The organism is Cellulosimicrobium funkei (genome assembly GCF_001019615.1).
Lineage (GTDB): Bacteria > Actinomycetota > Actinomycetes > Actinomycetales > Cellulomonadaceae > Cellulosimicrobium > Cellulosimicrobium cellulans_E.
In genome coordinates this window covers 39,033-63,085 of the sequence record NZ_JNBQ01000011.1, presented here as the reverse complement: position 1 = coordinate 63,085, position 24,053 = coordinate 39,033, and the positions used below count along the sequence as shown (strand labels likewise).

Here is a 24,053-nt window from a genome sequence, read left to right as displayed (position 1 = left end):
GGGACCCCGCCATGCCAACGATGGCATCCGAGCGCGCCGACCACCCGGCCCCTCCCGGCGACTACGGGCATCTTCGCTCGTCGAGCTCATGTCAACGTTGACATTCGTCGAGCTCGGCCCTAGCGTCCGCTGGGTCAGCACACCCCTCGGACGAAGGAGTCCTCATGTCCCGACGCTCACGTCGGTGCGCCACAGCCGCTGCGGCGGCGCTGTCGCTCCTCGCGACGCTCACGCTCGCGGCGACGCCCGCGTGGTCCTCTCCCGGTCCGGCAGCGGGGTCCTCCGCCGCCGACCCGCCCGGCGGCGAGCCCGTCGTGGTGAGTCTCGACGACTTCGACGGCTACGGCGACGACGCGGCGCTGTCGTCGCTGTACCCCCGCAACACGAACGGCGGGACGAACACAGCGACGCTCGTCGACTCGCCGTTCGACGCCGAGGGCGAGGACCTCGGGAGCGCGATGCGGTTCGACTACGCGTTCACCAACGGCTACTCGGGTCGCTCGCGCGCGGTCGACGGCTACTGGCCCGGCCTGCAGGCGGTCGAGCTGTGGATCACGAACGGGACGCCCGGTCAGGACGTGCTGCTGCAGCTCTCCGACGGCGCGTCGTTCGAGGCGCACCTCAACGACGTCGCGGGGTTCGACCCGACGTCGACGGAGGCGCAGCGTGTGCGCGTCCCGATCGAGGACTTCCGCCCCAAGTCCGGGACCGGCACCCTGCGCACGAGCGGGATCACCTCGTTCGCGCTCTACGTCAACCAGGTCGGGGCGGGGACGGGAGGCACCATCGTGGTCGACGAGATCGATCTGCTGTTCGACGTCGCACCGCCGGTCCCGGAGGTGACGTTCCCCGTGACGGAGCTGCGCACCGACGGCGCCGGGAACCTCCTCACGCTGCTCGCCGAGCACGCCGTCGTCCCCGACGGCGCACGGGCCGTCCAGGCGACGTGGACGTCCGACGACCAGGCGGTCCTGCGCGACGCGACCCGGCCGGAACCCAAGGGCGACTTCCGCGCCGAGGGCCGGGTCGGCGTCGACCTCCACCAGGTACGCCTCTTCGTCCCGGCCGAGGACGGCGGCGCGGGCACGACGTTCGCCGTCGACGTCGACACCCACCTCGAGGTCGAGGTGACCGACCTGCCCGCGCCGGTCGACGTCGTCGACTACCTCGACGCGATCACGGGCACCGGGATGCTCTCCGCGATGCACCACGACCAGTCGTACGCGAACCCCGCGGCGAACGACGTGCTGCACCAGCGCGTCGCGAACGAGTTCGGCGTCTACCCGGCGCTGTACAGCGCGGACTTCCTCACCGGCCAGACGGTCCCCTACCGCGAGAACATGGTCGACGAGGTGCGCCGTCAGTGGGACGCCGGGAACCTGGTGCAGATCATGTTCCACGTCTCGCCGCCGCAGTACACCGTGGCCCAGGAGGTGCAGGGCGGCTGGGGCGGCGACCAGGCGCACGAGACGCTCCCGAGCCCCAACCGGATCTACTCGTTCCTCTACGAGGACCAGTGGGACGAGCTGCTCACCGACGGCACGGCTCTCAACGAGAACTGGAAGCTGCGCCTGGACGAGTACGCGCGCCTGCTCCAGCCGCTCGAGGACGCGGGCGTGACGGTCATGCTGCGCCCGTTCCACGAGATGAACCAGCACGTGTTCTGGTGGGGCGGGCGGCCCGGGCTCGACGGCAGCGCCGGCCTGTACCGCATGGTCCACGACTACCTCGAGCAGGAGAAAGGGCTGTCGAACATCGTGTGGGTCTGGAACGTCCAGGACCTGCCCGACGACTACGGCTTCGCCGACGGGGATCCCAAGTTCGACCGCTACGAGGGCCTCGAGGGCGGGCTGCCCGAGTACGACGCCAACGACTGGTCGAGCTTCAGCCCTGGCGCGGACTACTACGACGTGCTGTCCGTCGACTTCTACGACGTCGAGGGCTACGCGCCGCGGCACTACGAGCAGGCGCAGCGCATCGCGCAGCGCGACGGCAAGCCGATGATCGTCGGCGAGACGTTCGTCTTCCCGACGCAGGACGAGATCGCCGCCCAGCCGGACTGGTCGCTCGCCATGCCGTGGGGTGTGCGGACGTGGAACTACAACACGCCGCAGGCCATGGCGACGTTCTACGAGCACAGCATCGGTGCCGCGGGGCTGCCCCGGTTCACGACGCGTGACAACACGGCGACACCGACGGCCACGGACGCGCGCGTCGTCGGCGTCGTGAACCCGCACGGGTACGAGGTCGCCGCGCTCGCGGTGCGCTACTCCGCGCCCCTGCCCGCGGGCGAGCTCGACCCGGCGGCGTTCGCCGTGCGGGCCGATCTCGACGGCCCGACGCCGGAGACCTCGTCGGACGGCCCGCGCACCGTGGTCCGAGCCTTCACGGCAGCAGGGCCCGACGGCGCCGGCTCGCCCGGGCAGGAGCCCGCGCCCGGCGCGTGGGTGGTCCTCGAGCTCGACACGTCCGACGCCAACGCGGCCGGGACGTTCTACTCCGGGACGACGCAGACGTACGACCTGGCCGCCGCGTACTCCGTCACGCAGGTCGCCGACCTGAGCGTCGGCGCGACGACCGTGCCCGCGTCTCTCGACCCGGTCGCGGCGTCAGCGGTCGACACGCCCGTCGTCGACGAGTACGAGGCCGGGACGTGGGCCGGGCCGGGCGACGCGTTCCGGTACCGGCTCTTCACGCCGCACGCGTACCGCGAGGCGCCGGACGACGACACGCTCTACCCGCTCGTGCTCACGCTCCACGGCACGGGCGAGACCGGCACCGACAACGCCGTCCAGCTCCTCGGCAACCAGCTCTCGGTCGCGTTCGCCGCGCCCGAGCGCCAGGCGAGCGACCCGGCCTTCGTCCTGTCGCCCCAGCGCGCGCCCGACCAGGACTGGCTCACGCCCAGCGGGCGCGAGGCGCTCGTCGGGATGGTCAAGGACCTGCTCGACCGCTACCCGGTCGACCCCGACCGCGTGTACCTCACCGGGCTCTCGCGCGGCTCGCGCGCGAGCTGGCCGCTGCTCGCCGAGGACGGCGACCTCTTCGCCGGAGCGCTGCTCGTCGCAGGTGGTGAGTCGGCCGAGCTCACGGCGCAGATCGCCGACCTGCCGGTCTGGGTGCACCATGCGATCGACGACCCGACGGCGCCGTACGGCCTCACCCTCACCGCCCTCGAGGGCCTCGAGCACGCGGGCGCCGTCGTGACGCGCGGCGAGTGGGCGGGCAACCTCCCGCGCGACGCGGCCGCGGCGCGGGCACAGGCGCTGTGGGACGAGGCCCGCGCGGCCGGGAGCGACGTGCTCCACACCGCGTACTCGCCCGGCACGACGGGCACGCCGGACCGGCTGGCGTACCCGCACTCGTCGTGGATCCCGACCTACGCGAACCCGGTCGTCCTCGACTGGCTCTTCGCGCAGTCGCGCGACGGCGACCCGGCGGTCTCGGTCGAGGCGTCGGCGCGCTGCCTCGCCGGGAAGGCCTACGTCGCGGTCCGGGCGACGAACGACGGCGGCGCCCCGGTGGGCGTCACCCTCACCACGCCGTACGGCAGCAGGACGTACTCGGCCGTGGCGCCCGGCGTGAGCGCCTACCAGTCGTTCGCGTCGCGGGCGACGGCGTTCCCGGCGGGAACCGCGACCGTCACCGTCACCGCGGGCGACGGCATCACGACGCTCGACGCGCCGTACGACGCCACGACCTGCGGGTAGCGTCCGACCTCCCCGCACGTCGTCCACCGTCGAACGACGCCCCCGCCGCCCGCCCGGGCGGCGGGGGCGTCCTCGCTCCGTCGGGCCCCGCACCTTCGGCCTCGCACCGTCGGGCCCTGCACCCAGCGACCGTGCACCCAGAGACCCTGCGTCCGGTGACCATGGGTGCCCCGCGCCGTACCGGCTCGTCGAGCCCGACCTTCGGCCTCCTCAGTGGACAGCGGCGAGCAGGACACCGACCCCGACGAAGAGTCCGCCGAAGAGCCGGTTGACGGTGCGCTGCCCGCGCGGGCTGCGGGTCAGCCGCCGCAACCCTGTCGCAGCGGTCGCGAAGAAGAACCACATGACGAGGACGTCGATCACGACGACCGTCACCCCGAGCACGACGTACTGCGGCAGCAGCGGCCGGTCCGGACGGACGAACTGCGGGATGAACGCGAGGAAGAAGACGATCGCCTTCGGGTTCGTGAGGTTGACGAGGAGCCCGCGCCGGACCATGGACCACCGCGGCTCCGGGCCGCGCGCGACGGCGTCGCCGTCGTCGCCGCTCGGCCGCGACCGCCACTGCCGGATCCCGAGGTAGACGAGGTAGGCGGCGCCGCCGTAGCGGACGACGTCGAACAGGACGGGCGAGCCCGCGACGAGCACGCCGACGCCGGCCGCCACGATCGCCACGTGCGCGACGAGGGCGAGCTGCTGGCCGAGGATCCCCCAGATCGACCGCGCCCATCCGACGCCGATCGAGTTGGCCATCGTGTTGACCGCTCCCGCGCCCGGCGTGAGCGAGATGAGCACCCCGGCGGCCGCCAGGGTCGTCCAGACCGACCACGCCATGGCGGACAGGATAGGCGCCCGCCGGCGGTCGCCGAGCACCCGAGCGCGCCACGTACCCAGAGCAGCGTGCACCCAGGGCGGAGCGCCCCGGGCACGACGACGGCCCGCGCGGCCCTTCCGGCGCGCGCGGGCCGTCGTCGTGCCAGGTGTTCTCTCCGACTGCTCAGCCGCAGGCGGCCGCCGCGTACGGGGCGTCGAGCTCGACCGCGTCGCCGCCCGAACCGACGGTGACGACCGCCGACCCGGCGGGCACCGACGTGGCGCGGACCGCGAACGACTGGTACGCGTTGGCCCCCGGCGCGACGGCCGCGAAGACCCTGCTCCCGTACGGCGTGCCGAGCGTCACGGCGACGGGCGCGTCGCCGTCGTTCGTCGCCCGGACGGCGACGTACGCCTTGCCGGCGAGGCACCGCGAGGTCGCCTCGACGGTCACGGGCACACCCGGTCCCGCGACGGCGGTCCGCACGTCGTCGACGACGAGCACCGCCGGCCCGCCGCCCCCGAGGTAGAACGAGATCTCCGTGACCGTCTGGAGGTCCGGGCGACCGCCGCCGCCCGCCCACGGCGGGAGCGCGAGGTCGGCGAACGGCACGTGCACGACCCCCGCGGGCTGCGGGCCGACATCGGGCAGCACGGTCTCCCAGAACTGGCCGCCCGCGACGACCTGCACGGTGACGTTCTGCCCCGCGCCGAGGCCGGAGCGGTCGAGCCACAGGTCGAGGCCCTCGTAGCCCCACCACGACTGCGGCGCGTCGAACGTGCGGGTCACGCCCGCGTACCCGGACGACGCGAGCGTCGTCGCGAGCCGCATCGCCTGACCGCCGTCGGCGCCGGGGACGAGCGTCGACGTGATCGGGTCTCCCCCGGTGTTCGCGCGGTGCGCGGCGGTGAGCGCCGCGTCGTCGGCGAAGCCCTCGTAGTCCTCGACCACGAGCGGCTCGGTCGGCAGCGCGTCGGTCGCGAAGCTCCGCGGCCCGCCCGTCATGCCCGTGCTCCCGGCCCCGTTCACGGCCTCGACGTGCCACGTGTACGACGTCGCGGGGTCGAGCTCCACGGCCGGGGCGAGGCTCGTGCCGCGCACCTCCGCGGACACGAGCGGCGTGCCGACGGCGTCGGTCCGGGCGAGCGTCACGCGGTAGGTCGCGGCCTGCGCCGCCGGCTCCCACCGCAGGGTCGGCGTGCCGCGCAGGGCGGGCGCGCCGTCGTCGGGTGAGAGGGCCGCGAACGCGCCGGGAGCGGCGAGCTCCCCGCCCGTGCCGAACAGGCGCACGTCGCCGAGCTGTTGCGCCCACTCGGGCGTCGCGGCAGCGGGCCAGACGGCGCGCACCGCGTCGGTTCCCGCGGGCAGGGGCGCGGTGTACGCGAAGCGACCCCACGCGCCGCCCACGGTCCCCGGAGCGCCGGCGACCCCGACCTCGAGACCGCGCCACGCGCCGTCGACCCGCGCCTCGAACGTCAGGTGCGCCGGATCGGCGTCCGGCCAGTACCACCCCGTCGCCTCGAGCCACGTCAGGCCGTCCGCCTCCCACGCGAGCGAGGCCGCGCCGGGCGCGTCACGCTTGGCCCGTCCGGCGTCCCCGCCGAACAGGCCCGGGTTGCCGGTGTCGATGCCGACCGACCCCTCGACGCTCGCCCCCGCCAGGTCGTCCAGAGCGTCGTCGACCACGGGCAGGTCGGCGGCGCCGCGCAGCGTGACGCGCTCGAGCCGCACCGACGAGCCTGCCGGCCATGTGACGCGGAGCTGCCCGCCGTGCGCCGCCGAGACCGCGACGCGGAAGCGCCCGTCCCCGTCCGGCCCGACGACGGTGCTCGCGGCGGCCCACGTCTCGCCGTCGGCGCTGGTCTCCACGACGAGCGCCGCGACGTCGGCGGCGGTCGCCGCCCGCACGCGCAGCTCCGCGCCCGTGAGGCCGTCGTGGGCCCACGTCGCGTGCGCGGGGTCGTCACCGGCCAGGCCGAGGAGCGCGGCGTCGCCGTCAGGCGTGACGCGGAGCCCGGCATGGTCGACGAGCGGGCGCTGCGTCTCGAGCGGGTCGACGACGACCTGCTCGCCCGCCGCGACGACGACCGGCTCGGAGGCCGGGCCGTCCGCGCCGTCCGCGCCGACCGGGACGACGCGGTAGGCCGCGTCGCCGCCCGCGGACGTGTCGAGATACGGCTCACCCGTGTCTGTGAGGCCCTCGGCGACGGCCTCGAACGCGCCGCTCGGGACGCCGTCGGACACCGCCGCGCGCTCCACCCGGTACGTCGCCGCACCAGCAGCGCCGCGCCACGACACCTCGTGGAAGCCGTAGGTGCTGCCGACCGACGTCACGAACGGCTGCCCCACCTCGACGGGGATCGGAGCGCCCGCGAGCGCCGCCGAAAAGCCGCGGATCGCCGCGACGTTGCCACGCATGCGGTCGTCGGTGCCCGGGTAGTGCAGCGTGAAGCCGTCGTCGTGCGGCACGAGGCCGGACGCGTCATCGTGCCCGAAGAGGGACCAGAACATCATGCCCGTGACGTCGGGCTCGGCCGCGAGCGGCTCGAGCAGCTCGGGCGTCGCGGCGGTCGAGGCGTACTCGCCGGCGACGTACACCTTCCCGGCGTCGGTGATGCGGGCCGCGTCCGCGCGGACGCCGCTCGCCGTCGGCGGGTAGTAGTGCACGTCGACGATGTCGACGAGCGGGGAGGCGAGCGTGTCGTCGTCGATGCCGAATCGCTTGCCCGCCGCGACGAGCTGGCGCGGCGCGCGCTCGGAGATCTCGGTGGCGACGTGCTCGATCCACTCCGGCGTCATGCCCTCGAGCTCGTTGCCGAGCTCCCACGCGAGGACCGTCGGGTCGTCCTTGAGCGCGAGCCCGGTGTACGGGTTCACGTGATCCATGACGTGGCGCACGTAGTCCGTGAAGTCCGCGACGACGCGCGGGTCGGAGTAGAACTCCGCGCACGGCGTGAGCGGCGTCGTCGGCGCGCACAGCCCGTACGGGGCCCCGAAGTCGCGGTGCCCGCCGTGGTAGTACGCCCACTCGTCGGTGAGCGGCAGGATCAGACGGATGCCCTTCGACGCGGCGTACGCGACCGCGTAGTCGACGCTCGCGAAGGCCTCCTCCTGGTAGCCCTCCTCCTTCGAGGGCAGGATCGCGAGCTCCGTACCCGTCGACGCGAGCATGTGCGAGCGCACGACCGTCACGCCCAGGTTCGAGGCCGTGTCGAGCGCGTCGCGGATGCGGAAGGCCGTCGGGTAGTCCACCGTGCCGGGCGGGACGTTCTCGTCGAGGCCGAGCCAGTAGATGTTCGTCCCGTTGAAGCGGAACGTCTCGCCGTCGAGGACGAGGCGCGTGCCGTCGCGCTCGACGAACGAGGTGTTGCGGCTCTCGCCGAGGGGTGCGCTCACGGCGGGGATCTCCTTCGTCGGGGCGGCGGCGGTGCTGGCCGGGCTGCCGTCTGCGCTGCCTGCGGCGGCGCCGACGGGGACGACCGTACCCGCGAGCGCCAGCACGACGGCGGTCGCCAGGCCGAGCGGTCGGCGCCCGGCAGGTGGTCGACGTCCGGCGTGCGGTCGGCCTCGGTGGGTGTCGGCGTCGCCCGCGCGGGGCCTCGCCGCACGCAGTGGTCGTGGGGTCATCGTCCGCTCCTTCGCGTCGGTGGCGCGCCGGCCGCCCGACGCAGGGCGACCGTAGATCGTGACGATGCAGTATGTCAACGCTGTCACGATGATACCGCTCCCACGCTCGAGGCTAGAGATACCAGTGCATTAAGCGGTTCATGACAACGGTAGACAGACCTATCGGCACGGTACTACCGTTGCCGCCCGTCAGGCACCACTCACGCAACGACGCGGAGGACGCATGCGACACCTCACCCCAGCCCACGGCAGACCCGGCAACGCATCCGGGCCTCGACCCGACGCGACGACGACCGCCCGCCCGAGCACCCCACGACGAGCCCTCGCCGCGCTCGCCGCGGGCCTCGCGGCCCTGCTCGTGGCCACGCTCGTCCCGACGGCCCCTGCCGCGCACGCCTTCCCGGCGCGTAACAAGCAGGCCGTGATCGACTACCTGCGGTCCATCACCGGGACCTCGATCGTCTCGGGCCAGCACAACAAGGAGCCGGCCTCGGCACCCGGTCAGTACACGCAGCAGGTCCGCGACATCACCGGCCAGTACCCGGGCCTGTGGGGCGGCGACCTGATGTTCCGCGGCGAGGACCAGGCGAACCGGCAGCGCGTCGTCGACCAGGCGAAGACGGAGTGGGCGAACGGATCGCTCGTCGCGCTCACGTGGCACGCGTGCTCCCCGACCGGCCCGGCGACGTGCGAGTTCGAGGGCGGCGTCAAGACGCAGATCAGCCAGAACCAGTTCGAGCAGGTCGTCACGGGCGGCACCGCGCTCAACCAGACCTGGCGCGCGCGCATGGCCGAGGTCGTGCCGTACCTGCGCCAGCTCAAGGACGCCGGGGTGCCCGTGCTGTGGCGGCCGTTCCACGAGATGAACGAGACGTGGAACTGGTGGGGCGGCCGCGCCGGGGTCAACGGCGGCGCGAAGATCTACCAGCAGATGAAGGACTACTTCGACTCCCAGGGGCTCGACAACCTCATCTGGGTCTGGAACGTCCAGGACAACCCGAACGCGAACTGGTCGAGCTACTACCCCGGCAGCTCGTACGTCGACGTCGTGAGCCTCGACGTCTGGTACAAGAACCACCCCAGCCAGTCCGACTACCAGCAGCTCCAGTCCATCGCCGGGAGCAAGCCCCTTGCGATCGCCGAGATGGGCAAGGTCCCGAACGACGCGCTCCTCACGGCCCAGCCGCGCTGGAGCTACTTCATGGTCTGGTCCGAGCAGCTGCGCGGGAGCAACACGAACGCGGAGATCCAGGCGGCCTACTTCCACCCGCGCGTGCTCAACCAGGGCGAGGTGCAGCTCGGCTCCGGCGGCGGATCACCCGACCCCGGCCCGACGCCCGCGACCGGCGCGATCGTCGGGCTTGCCGGCAAGTGCATCGACGTCGCCGCGTCGGGAACCGCGAACGGGACCGCCGTCCAGCTCTACACGTGCGCGCCGGGCGTCGCGCAGACGTGGGAGGTGCGCTCCGACGGCACGATCCGCAACCCGAACGCGGGCAGGTGCCTGGACGTCGCGGGGCAGGGCACGGCCAACGGCACGGTGGTCCAGATCTGGGACTGCAACGGCTCGGGCGCGCAGCAGTGGGTGTACTCGGCCGCGACGCAGTCCCTGCGCAACCCGCAGGCGAACAAGTGCCTCGACGTCACGGGCCAGTCGTCGGCGGACGGGACGCGGCTCCAGGTCTGGGACTGCACGGGCACCGCGAACCAGCGGTGGACCCTGCCGTCCTGACTCCCCGGTCCGGCTCGCCCGGCGGTCGCGAGCGCCCCCTCGCGATCGCCGGGCGAGCCTGTCAGGTGCGCGGCGAGCCGACGTGGAAAGGTTGCCCCATGACCGGGCCAGCCGACTCCACCACCCCGCCCCCCGTCGTCGTGCCGCCGGACGCGCTCGCCGCCGCGGCGGCGGGCCGCACGTTCGACCCGCACGCCGTGCTCGGCCCGCACCTGGCGCCCGACGCCGGCGACGCGCGCGCCGTCGTCCGGGTCCTGCGCCCGCTCGCCGACGAGGTCGTCGTCGTCACGACCGACGGCGAGCACGCGGCAGCGCACGAGCAGGACGGGGTCTGGGCCGCCGTCGTCCCGGTGCACCAGGACGCTGACGGGACCCGGCACGCCCCGGACTACCGCGTCCGGGCACGCTACGGCCACGAGGCCACGACCGCCGACGACCCCTACCGCTTCCTGCCCACGCTCGGCGAGGTGGACCTGCACCTCATCCGGGAGGGGCGGCACGAGGAGCTGTGGCGCGCGCTCGGCGCCAACCTGCGCACGTACCCCAGCACGCTCGGCGACACCACGGGCACGGCGTTCGCCGTCTGGGCGCCCAACGCGCGCGCGGTCCGCGTCATCGGCGACTTCAACGGCTGGGGCGCGACCCACCCGATGCGCTCGCTCGGCTCGACGGGCGTCTGGGAGCTGTTCGTCCCCGGCGTGGGTGCGGGCGCGCGCTACAAGTACGAGATCCTCGGCCCGGACGGCTCGTGGCGGCAGAAGGCGGACCCGCTCGCCAAGGCGGCGGAGGTGCCGCCCGCCACGGCGAGCATCGTCGTGGAGTCGCAGTTCGCCTGGACCGACGACGCGTGGCTCGCCGCGCGGGCCGCGCACGACCCGCACACGCAGCCCCTCAGCATCTACGAGGTGCACCTCGGGTCGTGGCGCCAGGGCCTGTCGTACCGCGACCTCGCCGAGCAGCTCACCGCGTACGTCGTCGAGCAGGGCTTCACGCACGTCGAGCTCCTGCCCGTCGCCGAGCACCCGTTCGGCGGGTCGTGGGGCTACCAGGTCACGGGCTACTACGCACCCACCTCTCGGTTCGGCCACCCCGACGACTTCCGCTACCTCGTCGACCGCCTGCACGCCGCCGGGATCGGCGTCGTCGTCGACTGGGTGCCCGCGCACTTCCCGCGCGACGAGTGGGCCCTCGCCCGCTTCGACGGCACGCCCTGCTACGAGCACGCCGACCCGCTGCGCGGGGAGCAGCCCGACTGGGGCACGTTCGTGTTCGACTTCGGGCGCAACGAGGTCCGCAACTTCCTCGTCGCCAACGCGACGTACTGGCTCGAGGAGTTCCACGTCGACGCGCTGCGCGTCGACGCCGTCGCCTCCATGCTCTACCTCGACTACTCGCGCGGCCCCGGCCAGTGGCACCCCAACGTGCACGGCGGGCGCGAGAACCTCGAGGCCATCGCGTTCCTCCAGGAGGCCAACGCCACCGCCTACCGGCGCACGCCCGGGGTCATGATGATCGCCGAGGAGTCCACGGCATGGCCGGGCGTCACCCGGCCCACCTCCGCGGGCGGCCTCGGGTTCGGGCTCAAGTGGAACATGGGCTGGATGAACGACTCCTTGCGCTACGTCGCCGAGGAGCCGATCAACCGCCGGTACCACCACCACGAGATCACGTTCTCGATGGTCTACGCCTACTCCGAGCAGTTCGTCCTGCCGATCAGCCACGACGAGGTCGTGCACGGCAAGGGCTCGCTCTACGGCAAGATGCCCGGCGACGACTGGCAGAAGCGCGCCGGCGTGCGCGCGTTCCTCGCCTACCAGTGGTCCCACCCCGGCAAGCAGCTCCTCTTCATGGGCAGCGAGATCGGCCAGCACTCCGAGTGGAACGAGGGCCGGTCGCTCGACTGGGACGGCCTCGCCGCCGACCCCGGGCGCCAGGGCGTGCAGCGCGCCGTGCGCGACCTCAACGCCCTCTACCGCGCGACTCCCGCGCTCTGGGAGCTCGACCACGACCCCGCCGGCTTCGAGTGGCTCGACGCCGACGACGCCGACCACAACGTCCTCGCCTACGTCCGCCGCGGGCGCGACGGCGGCGAGGTCGCCGTCGTCGTGAACTTCGCCGGCACGCCGCACGAGGGCTACCGCGTCGCGCTGCCGTCCGGCGGGGCGTGGCGCGAGGTGCTCAACACCGACGCCGAGGTCTACGGCGGGTCGGGTGTCGGCAACCTCGGCGAGGTCGAGGCGGAGGCCGTGCCGTGGAAGGGCCGCGCGCACTCCGCGACCCTGCGCCTGCCCCCGCTCGGCGCGCTGTACCTCGTCCCGTCGCCGAGGTAGAGGTCTGGTCCGCCGACGTCGAGGTCTGGTCCGCCGAGGTCGAGGTCTGGTCACCCTGGGTGGTGGGTGGGGTGGTGGCGCCGGGTCTACCATCCGCCGCTCGTCCCTCGCGGCTCCCGCCAGGCCCGCCACGACCCGGCGCCACCACCCCACCCACCCGGCTTCGTCTCACCTTCCGCGCTGCCTCCTCAGCGCGACGGCGGCCGGTCACCGTGGGTGACCGGCCGCTGATCGTCCGCGTGCAGGTGGAGGTGCGTCAGTAGAGGCTGATCGCGAGGCGCTGGCGGGCCTTGCCGACGCGCGGGTCGGTGGGGCCGACGACCTCGAAGTAGTCGAGGAGGCGCACGCGCAGCTTCTCCTTGGCGTCGGCGTCGGCGCCGGGGAGGAGGTCGAGCAGGCGGCCGAGCGCGTCGTCGACGTGGCCGCCGAGGATGTCGAGGTCGGCGATGGCGAGCTGGGCGTCGACGTCCTGCGGTGCGGCGGCGGCCGCAGCGCGGACGGTCCCGAGGTCGGCGTCGCGCGTGCGCTGGAGGAGCCGCACCTGGGCGAGACCCGCGACGGCGAGCGCGTCGCGCGGGTCCTGCTTGATCGCCTTCTCGTAGGCCGCGACGGCGGCGTCGAGGTCGTCGCGCTCGATCGCGTCGTACGCCTCCTGGTGCAGCGGCGGGAGCTCGGGCTCGGGCTCCGGGGCCGGCTCGGCGGGCACCGGCTCCCCGTCGCCGCCCTGGGCCGGCGCCCGGCCGGTGACGCCGTTCGCCTCGGCGGCCTGGAGCACCTGGTCGATCACCGAGCGCACCTGCTCCACGGGCGCGGCGCCCTGGAAGAGCGGCACCGGCTGGCCCTGGAGGATCGCGACGACGGTCGGGACGCCCTGGACCTGGAACGCGGCGGTGATCTGCGGGTACGCCTGGGCGTCGACGCGGGCCAGGAGGAAGCGGCCGGCGTACTCGTCCGCCAGCGCGCCGAGGTCGGTCCCGAGCTGCGCGTTCGCCTGGTCGGTCGGGATCCACAGCAGGACGACGACCGGGTACTGCGTCGAGTCCTGGACGAGCTGGCCGAACGTCTCGTCCGTGACGTCGACGACGTAGCCTCCGGCCGCGGGCGCGCCGCCCTCCTCCCCCGGCGGCGGGGACTGCGGCCGGTTCAGCGCGGACAGGTCGACCGCTCCGCGCACGTCGAACGCGGGCTGCTGGGTAGGTTCGCTCATGGACGCAATCCTAGGGAGGGTCAGCTGTTCGCGACGGACGTCGCGACGTGCTCGTTGCCCACGACGCGGATCTTCTCCTCCGACCCTGCGGGCGGGACGTAGAGCGCGACGACGTCCTGGTACCCGACCTTGAGCACGTTCGTCGGGGTCTTGTCGCCGTAGAGCGCCTTGATCGTCTCGGTGTCGGGCGGGACCTGCGCCCCCTCCTCCGCCGTCATCGACTCCTGCGACGTCATGGCCCCCACCACGAGCGCGCCGCCGTCCGCGGTGCGGACCGAGCGGACCGGCTCGTCGGCGTTGGGCGTGAACGTCAGCGCGTACTTTCCGGCCGCGGGCTCGAGCGCCGTCGTCCAGGCCTGGGCGCGCTCCGCGAGGAGGGTGCGGAACGAGTCGTCCTCGAACGACTCGGCGTAGCCGGAGCCCGTCCCCAGGTTGAGCACGTCGGCGTACTGCGCGACGGCGTCCGTGGGCGTGACGAGAAGGCTCGAGTCGTCGGGTGCGACGGCTTCGCTCCCGATGCTCGGGTCCGCGAAGCTCGGCATCGTCACGCCGGGGAGCAGCCGGACCCACGCCCAGAGCTGGTAGGGATCCCGCGCGCCGGCCTGCTCGAGCACCGACAGTCGAGGCGTCTGGAGGCTCTCGGGCTGGACGCTCACGGCGTACGAGGTGCGGGGCCAGGTCTGCGTCGTCGGGATGACGACCTGCTGGGCCTCGGTCGGCAGCTCCGTCACAAGGTCTGCGTTGCCGCGTGCGGCCGCGACGGCGAGCTGGCTCGTGCGGATGGCGAGCGCCGGGCCGGTGACGCGGCCCTCGAGCTGCTTGGGGTCGTTCGCCTCGCTCGCCGCGGCGAGCGCCGAGGCGACCGCGTCGAGCACCACGGTCTCCTGCGCCTCGGAGAGGACGGGAGGGGGCGGGTCCTGGGTCGGGTCGGGCTGCGCCGTCGGCAGCGGGGCGGAGCAGGCGGCGAGCAGGAGCGCGCCGACCAGACCGCCGGCCACCCCGGCGAGGTACCGGCGCGCGCCGCGCGGGCGTGCCGTGTCGCGGGCGGTGCTGATCATCGGGTGCTGTCCTTCGTCTCGTCCGTGTCGCGCTGCGCGTCAGGTGCCTCGCCCGACCCCGTGCTGCCCGGGGTGAATCCCCACGCCCGACGCCAGGCGTCGGCACGCGTCGTCGCGCTGTCCTGGGTGGTCGGGTGCCCGTCCGCCGCGTCGACGGCCGGCTGCGCCGCGGTCTTGGGTCGCCGCTCGCCCCGCGCGACGATCGGGATCTGGCCGGTGAGCCACGCGCGCCGGGGCTTCTGGGCGCGCGTCTGCTGCTGGGCGAGCCGCTCGGCCTCCTCGCGCTCGCGCAGCTCGCGTCGCGTGAGCATGCGCACCTGCGCGGTGTCGGTCGGCACCTCGCCGTCGGACGCGTCGCCGTCGCGCTCGCCCGACGCCGTTCCCGGCGCAGCCGCGGCCGGGGCGACCGCAGGAGTGGCCGACGTCGCGGTGCCGCGCCCCGACGGGCCGCGGCGCTTCGGTCGCAGGCTCGCCGCGCCGATCCCGAGGCCCAGGAGGATGAGGACCGCACCGCCGATGACGCCCGGCCACAGGTACGGCGTCTCGACCTGGCGCGGCCAGGAGAGCTCGAGCGTCGGGGCGACGGCACCCTCACCGACGCCGGCCACGAGCAGCTGCCAGCGGCCGGGCTGGTCGGACCAGCGCAGGCTCGCCGAACCCGCGCCCGTCGACTCCTCGAACCACATGTCCGACCCGGCGGGGTCGACGCCGACGACGGCCGTCTCGGCCGGGGTCTCGCCCTCGGCGGGGGTCTCGCCGTCCGCAGGGGTCTCCCCCTCGGCCGCCTCGCCCTCGGCAGGCGTCTCGCCCTCGGCGGGCGCGTCCTCGGCCGGGGTCTCCCCCTCGGCAGGGCTCTCGCCCTCGGCGGGCGTCTCGCCCTCGGCGGGCTCCTCCGCGGCGGCCGGCTCGGCCGCACGGGTCGCGAGCGCGTCCCAGTCGCTGAGCCCGGTGACGACGCCGTGGGCGTCCTCCCCGACCCATCCCGTCACGTCGACCTCGCGGCCGATCGCGAGGGTGACCTGCTGCTCGCCCGGTGCCGTGGCACGGATCGTCACGTCCTCGGCCACGAGGTCCAGGACCCCGGGCTCGGTGACGAGCATGGTGCCGTCCCCCGTGTAGGCCGTGGTCGCCACGACCGTGTCGCTGTCCCGCCACACCGTGGCGGACGCGACGCCGAGGCCGACGGCCACCAGCCCTCCCACGAGCAGGAGGGCGGCGATGATTCGTTGCAGCACCGAGCTTCCCTTCGTCGATCGACGTTCCAGAATAGGTGCGGAACCCCTCGTAGATCGACCGCGGGGCATCGGGCGCGGATCCTCACGATCCGTTCACGAGCCCCTCTCCCCACGGTCCCACGCTCGTCAGCCGACCTTCAGGGAAGGGGGCGCGCGACGCCGCCGGACCAGCCTGCCGCCTCGCCCTGTGCCGTCCGTCCCGCAGCACTGCGACCATCGTCTCACCTGCTCCAATCCGGGTATTCAGGACAGCGCGATCCCCGTATCCTGGTCGGAGCACGGCGGGGCCGTGGCACGACCGCCGCGCCCTCCCTCCTCGCGAGGGACGCCGCCCGGCGGCGGACGCCGCGACGAACCAGCACCGGAGGTCATCGACGTGTCCGACGAGCGCACGCTCTTCCCCATCACGATGCGCGGCTACGACCGCGTCCAGGTCGAGGCTCAGCTCGCAAAGCTGGAGAAGGCCGTGGAGGACGCGCGCTCGCGCGTCGAGGCCGCGGACGCCCGCGCCATGCAGCTCACGAGCGAGCTCTCCGACGCCCAGCGGCAGCTCCGCGAGGCGGAGCGCCCCTCGTACGCCGGCCTCGGCTCCCGCATCGAGCAGCTCATGCGCTCGGCAGAGGAGCAGTCCGCGGACATCCTCTCCCAGGCCAACGCCCAGGCGGCCGACATCATGGCGCGCGCCAAGCTGTCGGCCGGGCAGGTGCGCTCCCGCGCCGAGAACGAGGTCGCGGAGCTTCTCAACAGCGCGCGGCTCGAGTCCGAGGAGGTCCGCGCCACGAGCGCGTCGGAGGCCGAGGGCACGCTGCTCAGCGCCCAGCGCCGGGCCGAGGAGTTCGTCGGCTCCGCCGAGCGCGAGGCCGCGCGCATCCAGAGCGCCATCGCCACCGAGGAGAGCGAGCGCCGCGCGTCGCTCGAGCGCGAGCTCGGGACGCTGAAGGCGACGGCGGAGCGCGAGACGACGGAGCTGCGCGTGACCACCGAGCGCGAGGCCGCCGAGCTGCGCGCCCGTGTGGCGGCGGAGACCGCCGCCCAGCGCGAGTCCGCCGAGCGCGAGTCCGCCGAGCTCCTGGAGAACGCGCGTCGCGAGGCGCAGCGCCAGGTCGACGAGGCGCAGCGCAAGGCGACCGAGGCCGCCAACGCGGTCACGTCGGAGATGGAGGAGCTGCGCGACAAGGCCCGCACCGCGCTCGCCGACGCCGAGCTCGAGGTCGTGCGTCGCCGCGAGGAGGCGGAGCGCGAGAACGCGGAGCGGCACGCCGCCGCCAAGGCCGAGACGGAGAAGCTGGTCTCCACGGCCGAGGAGCACGCGGCGGAGGCCGAGAAGCGCGTCGCGCTCGCGCTGGAGCAGGCCGAGAAGGTCCGCCGGGAGTCCGACGCGTACGTCAAGGACCTCATGTCGACGGCCCGTCGCAACGCGGACCAGATCGTCGCCGAGGCGCGGTCGTTCGCGGACCAGACGGTGAGCGACGCGAAGGCGGAGGCCGAGCAGCAGCGCAACGTGGCCCAGCGCCAGCTCGAGGACCTCACGCGCCAGCACGACTCGATCAACACCTACCTCGACGAGCTGCGGGGGCTCCTCGGCGGCGAGGCCGAGGCCGCGAAGGCTCCCGCCACGAAGAAGGCGGCGGTGCCCGCGGGCACGCCCGCGCAGCAGGCGCGGGCGGCGACGCTCATGACGGCGGAGTTCCCGGTCGTCGCCGACGAGCCGGCCCCGAAGGGCGGGTCGAGCGCCTCGACGAAGCGGGGCTCCGCCGGTCAGGCGGAGGCCGAGGCCGAGTCCGAGTCCGACGCCCCCGCGCCGGCCTGACCGGTGTCCTCCGCGGACCCCTCGGGCCGCACCGGGTCCGCTGCCGACGACTGGCGTCGGCAGCGGACCGAGGCTGCCGCGCACCAACAACGCGAGCTCGACCGCCAGCGCGCGCGGGAGAGCGCAGCAGCACGAGCGCTCCTCGCCGAGTTCGTGGTGCGCGCTCGTGAGCGCGGCCTCGCGCCCGAGCCGCTGCGCGCCCGGTCGTTCGACGGCAGCGCCACGTACCGGACCCCGCTCAAGGGCTGGTACCTGCGCCGCAACCGCAGCGTCGCCGTCGGCGAGCACGGGGAGTTCTACGTCCTCGGGGTGCCCGGCACCGTGCTGGGGCGGCTCCGCGGGGTGGACGTCGAGCCGTCGGACCCGCCGCTCGTGCTGGGCAAGGGCGGCCGGGACGGCGAGTCGATCGACCTCGCGGACGCGCTCGCGCTGGTGCTCGACGGGCGCTGACCGACGGCGGCCCGGGAGCGCCGGGGACGGCCCGACCCGTCAGGTCGCGGCGCGGGCCAGGAGGTCGGCCAGGGCGTCCGCCACGGCCGCGGGGTCCTCGACCGCGCTCATGTGCCCGGCGCCGGGCACGAGGACCAGCTGTGCGGCGGGCGCGGCGTCGGCCATGTGCTCCGCCTCGGCCGCGGGCGTGAGCGCGTCCTCCTCCCCCACGACGACGGCCACCGGGCCGGCGAACCCCTCGAGGACGTGGGTGCGGTCCGGCCGGGCCGCCATCGCGCGCTGCGACCACGCGACGCCGTCGGGCCGCTGGCCGCGGATCCACTCCTCGAGCCGCGCGGTGAGGTGCTTGCGCGCGGCCTTGCTCGTCTCGCCGAGCATCACGCCCGGCATGCCGAGGACGGGGTCGACGGTCTGGGACCGCGCGGCGTCGTCCGCGATCCGCAGCCTGTTCGCGGCGGCCTCGTCGGTGTCGGCCGTCGACTTGGTGTCCACGAGCCCGAGCCCGGCGACCAGGTCGGGGTGCCGCTCCGCGAGCGCGAGGGCGACGTAGCCCCCCATCGACAGCCCCGCGACGACCGCGCGCGTGATCCCGGCCGCGGTGAGCGCGGCGGCGGTGGCGTCGGCGGCGGCGTCGATCGACGGCGGACCGCCCGCGAGCGGGCTCGCGCCGAGCCCCGGGAGGTCGACGGCGACGACGGTGGGCTCGCCCGGCAGCGCGGCCGCGACGTCGGCCCACATACGGTGGTCCAGCGGGAAGCCGTGCAGCAGCACGAGCGGGGTCCCGTACCCCTCGCGCAGCGTGAAGGTCTCGAGCGGGGCCGTCGTCACGTCGTCCTCCTCAGGTCGTGCGTCCGTCGTCGTCGGGTCTCGTCCCACCGTGCCACGACCGCGACCGGCCCGCCGGGGCTGTCAGTCGTCGACGCCGTCCGACCGGCTCGCGTCGTAGCTCGCCTGGTCGGAGTCGGCGGTGTCACGCTCGGCCGTCACGGCCCCGGTCCCGTCGCCGGACCACTCGGTCGGCAGCGGCAGCGGGAACCCGGGGCGGACGTGGCCCACGATCTCGTCGAGCACGCGCCGCACGGACGGCTCCCCCACCCACAGGTGCTTGGCGCCGTCGACGCCGATCACCTCGGCGTTGCGCACGCGCGCGAAGCGTCGGCGCGCCTCGTCGGGGCGCAGGTAGTCGTCGAGCTCGGGGACGAGCACCACGAGCGGCTTGCCGAACGCGTCCCACCGGTCGAGGTCCTCGTCCGTCGCGCGGTGCAGCGGCGGCGACAGCAGGATCGCGCCCTCCACGGCCGGGTCGGTCCCGTGCTTGAGCGCGAGCTCGGTCCCGAACGACCACCCGACGAGCCAGCGGTGCGGCAGGTCGCGGAACTCCGCGAGCTCGATGGCCGCGGCGACGTCGAAGCGCTCGGCCTCGCCGCCGTCGAACGCACCCTCGCTCGTCCCGCGGGGCGACGACGTCCCGCGCGTGTTGAACCGCAGCACCGCGAGGTCGGCGAGCGCGGGCAGGCGCCACGCCGCCTTCCGGTAGACGTGCGAGTCCATGTAGCCGCCGTGCGTCGGCAGCGGGTGGAGGGTCACGAGGGTCGCGACCGGGTCGCGGTCGGCGGGGAGCGCAAGCTCGCCGACGAGCGTCAGCCCGTCCGCCGTGTGCAGCTCGACGTCCTCGCGCCGTGCGGGCAGGACCGTCAGGGACCGGATGGGGGTCGGACCGGCCGGTGCGTCGGCTCCGGCGGGCGCGGGATCGGGTGCGGTGCTCATCAGGGTCGAGCCTAGTTCGTCCACTGCGGACCTCTACCGGGGGCGACGGCGCCCGCGCGCCTGCCAGCACGACGTGTGCCAGTGCCGGCGGTGGTCGAGCGCCGTCTCGGCGCCGAAGAACGAGTCCTCCTGCCACGCCACGACGTGGCCCGTCCCGGGCGGGATCTCCTGGTTGCACCCCGGGCACAGGTAGGTCTTGGACCCGCCGCGCACGGTCCGGACCTGCCACTCGCCGTCGGCCCCGGACTCGCGGCGCGCGCCGCCGAGAGCCCGGTCCAGGTCGAGGGGTGCGGGCTCCGCTCCCCAGGGTCGCTTGCGGGACGGTCGGCGGGACGGCATGCGCCCATTCTCCCCCGGGCGCCGCGCGCGGGGGCGACTGACGGGCGGGGCGACGTACGGGCGCAGCCGTCGGGCCGGCGGCTCCCAGCGGGTGTCCAGGCAGGACCGCTAGAGTGTCCGCGCCGGTGCTGCACCCGGCACGCGGACGCGAGGCGGCCCCGACCCGGGACGCCGACGACCGCCGTCCTGCGGGGTGCGGCCCAGACCCGACGACCCCGCGTCGTCCCACCGACCGAAGGACCCCCTCTCGTGAAGCACCGCACCCTGCGCGGCGTCGCCGCGCTCACCCTGGGCGCCGCCCTCGTCCTCTCCGGCTGCTCGTCGGAGGGCGGGTCCGGCGACGAGACGTCGCCGAGCCCGTCCGAGACCGACAGCGCGGACGCCGCGACGTCGGCGCCCGAGGACGTCGCGGCGCTCGAGGCCGTGACGGTCACCGGCGACCCGGGCGCCGAGCCGACGGTGGAGTTCGAGACGCCGTTCGAGGTGTCGGGCGCGGCCGCGATCTCGCTGAACGACGGCGACGGCGACGAGATCGCCAAGGGCCAGGAGGTCACGCTGCACCAGGCGGCGTACTCCGGCGCGGACGGCTCCAAGGTCGGGTCGACCTGGGTGGACGACTCGGCGCAGTCGGTCCCGCTCGACGACAGCGTGTACCCGCAGCTCATCGAGGTCCTCGTGGGCAAGAAGGTCGGGACCCGCTTCCTGTTCGCCGCGCCGGGCCAGGACGGCACGGCGATCCTCACCGTCGGCGAGGTCACCGCCGTCAAGGACGCCCCGGTCGCCCCCGACCCCGCGGACGTCCCGGACCGCGCCGAGGGCGAGGCCGTCACGCCCGCCGAGGGCCTGCCCGTCGTCACGCTCGACGACACGGGCAAGCCGTCGATCGAGATCCCCGAGGGCTACACCGCGCCGACCGAGCTGGTCGTCCAGCCGCTCATCAAGGGCACCGGCCCCGAGGTCACCGAGGACCAGACCGTCATCGCGCACTACACCGGCTGGAAGCTCGACGGCGAGCAGTTCGACTCGTCGTGGGACCGCGGTGAGCCCTCGACCTTCCCGCTGAGCGGCGTCGTCGCCGGCTGGACCCAGGGCCTGTCCGGCCAGACCGTCGGGAGCCAGGTGCTCCTCGTCATCCCGCCGTCGCTCGGCTACGGCGAGAAGAGCGACGAGAACACGCACGAGCTCGCGGGCGAGACGCTCGTCTTCGTCGTGGACATCCTCGCGGCGTACTGACCCCGCACAGAGCCGACACAGCGCGACGAGGGCCGCACCCCGCTCGGGGTGCGGCCCTCGTCGTGTCGGTAGGGGCGCGGGTCCGGGCCGTGGGTCCCGGACCGCCGGGACCTGGACCGGCAGAGCCCGCGCGTCGCGCGACGTACGCTCGGTCCATGACGGACGCCTCCACGAACCCGGTCCCCGCGGTGCCCGACGACGCGCTGTCGCCGAGCCCCGCCGTCCCGCCCGAGCGCGAGGTGCTCACGTGGGAGACGTTCGGCGTCGCCGCGCGCGAGCTCGCCGAGCAGGTCGTGGCGAGCGGGTTCCGGCCCGAGGTCGTCGTCGCCGTCGCGCGCGGCGGGCTGCTGCCCGGCGGCGCGGTCGCGTACGCGCTCGGGACCAAGGGCGTCGGGACGCTCAACGTCGAGTTCTACACCGACATCGGCCAGACCCTCACCGACCCGCGCGTCCTCCCGCCACTCATGGACACGTCCGACCTGCCAGGTGCGCACGTGCTCGTGGTCGACGACGTCGCGGACTCCGGCCGGACGCTCGCCCTGGTCATGGAGATGCTGAGCACCCACGGCGCCGAGGCACGGTCCGCGGTGCTTTACACCAAGCCGCGCACGATCATCCAGCCGGACTACTCGTGGAAGGACACCGACCTCTGGATCACGTTCCCGTGGTCGGCCGACCCGCCCGTCGAGGGCGCGCAGTCCCGCCCGAACGACTGAGCCGACGATCGTCGTCGGTCAGCGCGCCCGGAAGGGGGCCAGCGTCGCGCGGACAGCCTCCGCCGCGCCCCAGTCGGGCTCGAACTGCGCGATGACGGCCAGGTGCTGCCGGAGCTGGACGACGGGAAGGCGCGCACGCCAGTCGTCGTCGAGACCCGTGAGCTCCGCGTAGAGCCCGAAGAAGACATCGGCCTCGGGCGGGGGCGCGGTCGTCCACACGTGAGCGAGGTCGACCTCCGCCCACGTGTAGGAGACGGCCGGGTCGATCAGCGCCGGGCGGCCGTCGGCGGTCGCCATGACGTTCGACGCCCACAGGTCGCCGTGCGTCAGGCAGGCCGGTCCTCCCGGCAGCACCTCCGGGAGCCGCGCGCAGAGGCGCTCGAGCGCTGCACGGTCCGCGGCGTCGAGCGCGGCGTGGACCCGGGGTTCGTCGAGCCAGCGCAGCAGCCGGTGCTGCGCGAAGAACTCGAAGCCGTCCTCCGTCCACGTGTTCACCTGCCGGCGGCGGCCGAGCCAGCCGTCCTGGTGCCACCCGAAGCGGTCGCTCCGCGTCGTGGTGTGCACGCGCGCCAGCGAGCGGGCGAGCTCCTCCCAGAAGACCGGCGTCGACGGCCGCGGAGCGAGCGCCGACAGCACGAGCAGGTCCCGGCCCGCGTGAACCACCTCGGGGGTCTCCAGCCCGGCTGCGCGGAGCGCAGCCAGGCCCTCGGCCTCGACGGTGAAGACGTCGTCGCCCGGCGCGTCCGCGTCGAACGCCTTGACGAACAGCGGCTCGCCGTCGGCCCGCCGGGCCAGCCCGGCCGTCGCGGCGAGCCCACCGCTCACCGGCTCGACGGAGGTCACGTCGTCGAGGCCCGCGGCGCGCAGCCGCTCCCTGAGCATGCCCATGGCGGGACTATGCCAGACGCCGAGGGCCCGGACCCGCAGCTTGGTGCAGGTCCGGGCCCTCGGCGCGCGATTGGCGACGGTCAGAAGTCCCAGTCGTCGTCCTCGGTGTTCACGGCCTTGCCGATGACGTACGACGAGCCGGAGCCGGAGAAGAAGTCGTGGTTCTCGTCCGCGTTCGGCGACAGCGCCGAGAGGATCGCGGGGTTGACGTCGGTCTCGTCCTTGGGGAAGAGCGCCTCGTAGCCGAGGTTCATGAGCGCCTTGTTCGCGTTGTACCGCAGGAACTTCTTGACGTCCTCGGTGAGCCCGACGCCGTCGTAGAGGTCCTCCGTGTACTGCACCTCGTTGTCGTACAGCTCGAAGAGCAGCTCGAACGTGTACGCCTTGAGCTCGTCGCGCTCCTCCGGGGAGAGCTTCTCGAGACCCTTCTGGAACTTGTAGCCGATGTAGTACCCGTGCACGGCCTCGTCGCGGATGATGAGGCGGATGAGGTCGGCCGTGTTCGTCAGCTTGGCGCGGGACGACCAGTACATCGGCAGGTAGAAGCCGGAGTAGAAGAGGAAGGACTCGAGCAGCGTGCTCGCGACCTTGCGCTTGAGCGGCGAGTCGCCCTTGTAGTACTCCATGACGATCTCGGCCTTGCGCTGGAGGTTCGGGTTCTCCTCCGACCAGCGGAACGCGTCGTCGATCTCGCGCGTCGAGCACAGCGTCGAGAAGATCGACGAGTAGCTCTTGGCGTGCACCGACTCCATGAACGCGATGTTGGTGTACACCGCCTCCTCGTGCGGCGTGATCGCGTCGGGGATGAGCGACACCGCGCCGACCGTGCCCTGGATCGTGTCGAGCAGCGTCAGACCGGTGAACACGCGCATCGTGAGCTGCTGCTCCTCCGCCGTGAGCGTGTGCCACGACTGGATGTCGTTCGACACCGGCACCTTCTCGGGCAGCCAGAAGTTCCCGACGAGGCGGTCCCACACCTCGAGGTCCTTCTCGTCCTCGAGACGGTTCCAGTTGATCGCGCTCACGCGATCGATGAGCTTGAGCTTCCCCGTGGGCGACATCTGCCTTCTTCTCTCCTGCTGACCCCGGACCGACCGGGACGACTTCGTGGGACCGGACCCTGCGCCGTCGGCCACG

17 protein-coding genes are annotated in these 24,053 nt (G+C 74.0%); 7 read left to right on the top strand and 10 right to left on the bottom strand.

Features of this window, described 5'->3' with window-relative positions; genetic code table 11:
- Positions 1–164: 164 nt before the first annotated feature.
- Positions 165–3,710: a glycosyl hydrolase gene (locus FB00_RS21090; protein WP_052877591.1), complete on the top strand. Its 3,546-nt coding sequence runs from the start codon at positions 165–167 to the stop codon at positions 3,708–3,710.
- Between the two features lie 210 nt (positions 3,711–3,920).
- On the opposite strand, the gene FB00_RS10810 is transcribed toward FB00_RS21090, so the two are convergent.
- Positions 3,921–4,544 carry a LysE family transporter gene (locus FB00_RS10810; protein ID WP_047232925.1) on the bottom strand — a complete coding sequence of 208 codons (624 nt, stop codon included), beginning with the start codon at positions 4,542–4,544 and terminating at the stop codon, positions 3,921–3,923.
- 163 nt (positions 4,545–4,707) lie between these two features.
- Complete coding sequence (locus FB00_RS21085; RefSeq protein ID WP_156186370.1) at positions 4,708–8,151, bottom strand: cellulase family glycosylhydrolase; 3,444 nt, start codon at positions 8,149–8,151, stop codon at positions 4,708–4,710.
- 223 nt (positions 8,152–8,374) lie between these two features.
- Here FB00_RS21085 and FB00_RS22730 point away from each other — a divergent pair, with 223 nt between their 5' ends.
- Together FB00_RS22730 and glgB are read left to right on the top strand one after the other, a co-directional pair.
- Positions 8,375–9,883, top strand: coding sequence for a glycosyl hydrolase (locus tag FB00_RS22730; RefSeq protein WP_082141223.1), 1,509 nt, complete (start codon positions 8,375–8,377; stop codon positions 9,881–9,883).
- Between the two features lie 98 nt (positions 9,884–9,981).
- On the top strand, positions 9,982–12,213 hold the full coding sequence (gene glgB / locus FB00_RS10795) for a 1,4-alpha-glucan branching protein GlgB (RefSeq protein ID WP_047232924.1): 2,232 nt from the start codon (positions 9,982–9,984) through the stop codon (positions 12,211–12,213).
- Positions 12,214–12,469: 256 nt separating this feature from the next.
- Here the strand turns inward: glgB and FB00_RS10790 are convergent, their stop codons facing one another.
- Genes FB00_RS10790 through FB00_RS10780 form a run of 3 tightly spaced genes read right to left on the bottom strand, consistent with a single transcriptional unit; the run spans position 12,470 to position 15,713 of the window.
- Positions 12,470–13,420, bottom strand: coding sequence for a tetratricopeptide repeat protein (locus FB00_RS10790; protein WP_047232923.1), 951 nt, complete (start codon positions 13,418–13,420; stop codon positions 12,470–12,472).
- A 20-nt stretch (positions 13,421–13,440) separates the two neighbouring features.
- On the bottom strand, positions 13,441–14,478 hold the full coding sequence (locus FB00_RS10785) for a hypothetical protein (RefSeq protein ID WP_052877589.1): 1,038 nt from the start codon (positions 14,476–14,478) through the stop codon (positions 13,441–13,443).
- On the bottom strand, positions 14,475–15,713 hold the full coding sequence (locus tag FB00_RS10780; RefSeq protein ID WP_047232922.1) for a hypothetical protein: 1,239 nt from the start codon (positions 15,711–15,713) through the stop codon (positions 14,475–14,477). Before FB00_RS10780 ends, FB00_RS10785 begins: the two co-directional genes overlap by 4 nt.
- Positions 15,714–16,089: 376 nt before the next feature.
- Here FB00_RS10780 and FB00_RS10775 point away from each other — a divergent pair, with 376 nt between their 5' ends.
- Positions 16,090–17,523 (top strand): hypothetical protein, encoded by a 1,434-nt coding sequence (locus FB00_RS10775; RefSeq protein ID WP_047232921.1) that lies wholly within the window; start codon positions 16,090–16,092, stop codon positions 17,521–17,523.
- A gap of 3 nt (positions 17,524–17,526) precedes the next feature.
- Positions 17,527–17,973: a hypothetical protein gene (locus tag FB00_RS10770; protein ID WP_047232920.1), complete on the top strand. Its 447-nt coding sequence runs from the start codon at positions 17,527–17,529 to the stop codon at positions 17,971–17,973.
- 39 nt (positions 17,974–18,012) lie between these two features.
- Here the strand turns inward: FB00_RS10770 and FB00_RS10765 are convergent, their stop codons facing one another.
- From FB00_RS10765 to FB00_RS10755, 3 genes are all read right to left on the bottom strand, one after another.
- On the bottom strand, positions 18,013–18,801 hold the full coding sequence (locus FB00_RS10765; protein ID WP_052877598.1) for an alpha/beta fold hydrolase: 789 nt from the start codon (positions 18,799–18,801) through the stop codon (positions 18,013–18,015).
- A gap of 81 nt (positions 18,802–18,882) precedes the next feature.
- Positions 18,883–19,740 carry an alpha/beta hydrolase gene (locus tag FB00_RS10760; RefSeq protein WP_047232919.1) on the bottom strand — a complete coding sequence of 286 codons (858 nt, stop codon included), beginning with the start codon at positions 19,738–19,740 and terminating at the stop codon, positions 18,883–18,885.
- A 33-nt stretch (positions 19,741–19,773) separates the two neighbouring features.
- A complete protein-coding gene (locus FB00_RS10755; RefSeq protein WP_047232918.1) occupies positions 19,774–20,079 on the bottom strand; it encodes a hypothetical protein in 306 nt (101 codons plus the stop codon).
- Between the two features lie 249 nt (positions 20,080–20,328).
- Here FB00_RS10755 and FB00_RS10750 point away from each other — a divergent pair, with 249 nt between their 5' ends.
- The gene (locus FB00_RS10750) at positions 20,329–21,312 is read left to right on the top strand and encodes an FKBP-type peptidyl-prolyl cis-trans isomerase (protein WP_047232917.1); all 984 of its coding nucleotides are present in this window, start codon (positions 20,329–20,331) and stop codon (positions 21,310–21,312) included.
- 155 nt (positions 21,313–21,467) lie between these two features.
- Complete coding sequence (locus tag FB00_RS10745) at positions 21,468–22,028, top strand: phosphoribosyltransferase (RefSeq protein WP_082141222.1); 561 nt, start codon at positions 21,468–21,470, stop codon at positions 22,026–22,028.
- 18 nt (positions 22,029–22,046) lie between these two features.
- On the opposite strand, the gene FB00_RS10740 is transcribed toward FB00_RS10745, so the two are convergent.
- The gene (locus tag FB00_RS10740) at positions 22,047–22,916 is read right to left on the bottom strand and encodes a fructosamine kinase family protein (RefSeq protein WP_047232916.1); all 870 of its coding nucleotides are present in this window, start codon (positions 22,914–22,916) and stop codon (positions 22,047–22,049) included.
- An 80-nt stretch (positions 22,917–22,996) separates the two neighbouring features.
- Positions 22,997–23,977 (bottom strand): class 1b ribonucleoside-diphosphate reductase subunit beta, encoded by a 981-nt coding sequence (gene nrdF / locus FB00_RS10735; protein WP_047232915.1) that lies wholly within the window; start codon positions 23,975–23,977, stop codon positions 22,997–22,999.
- Positions 23,978–24,053: the final 76 nt, after the last annotated feature.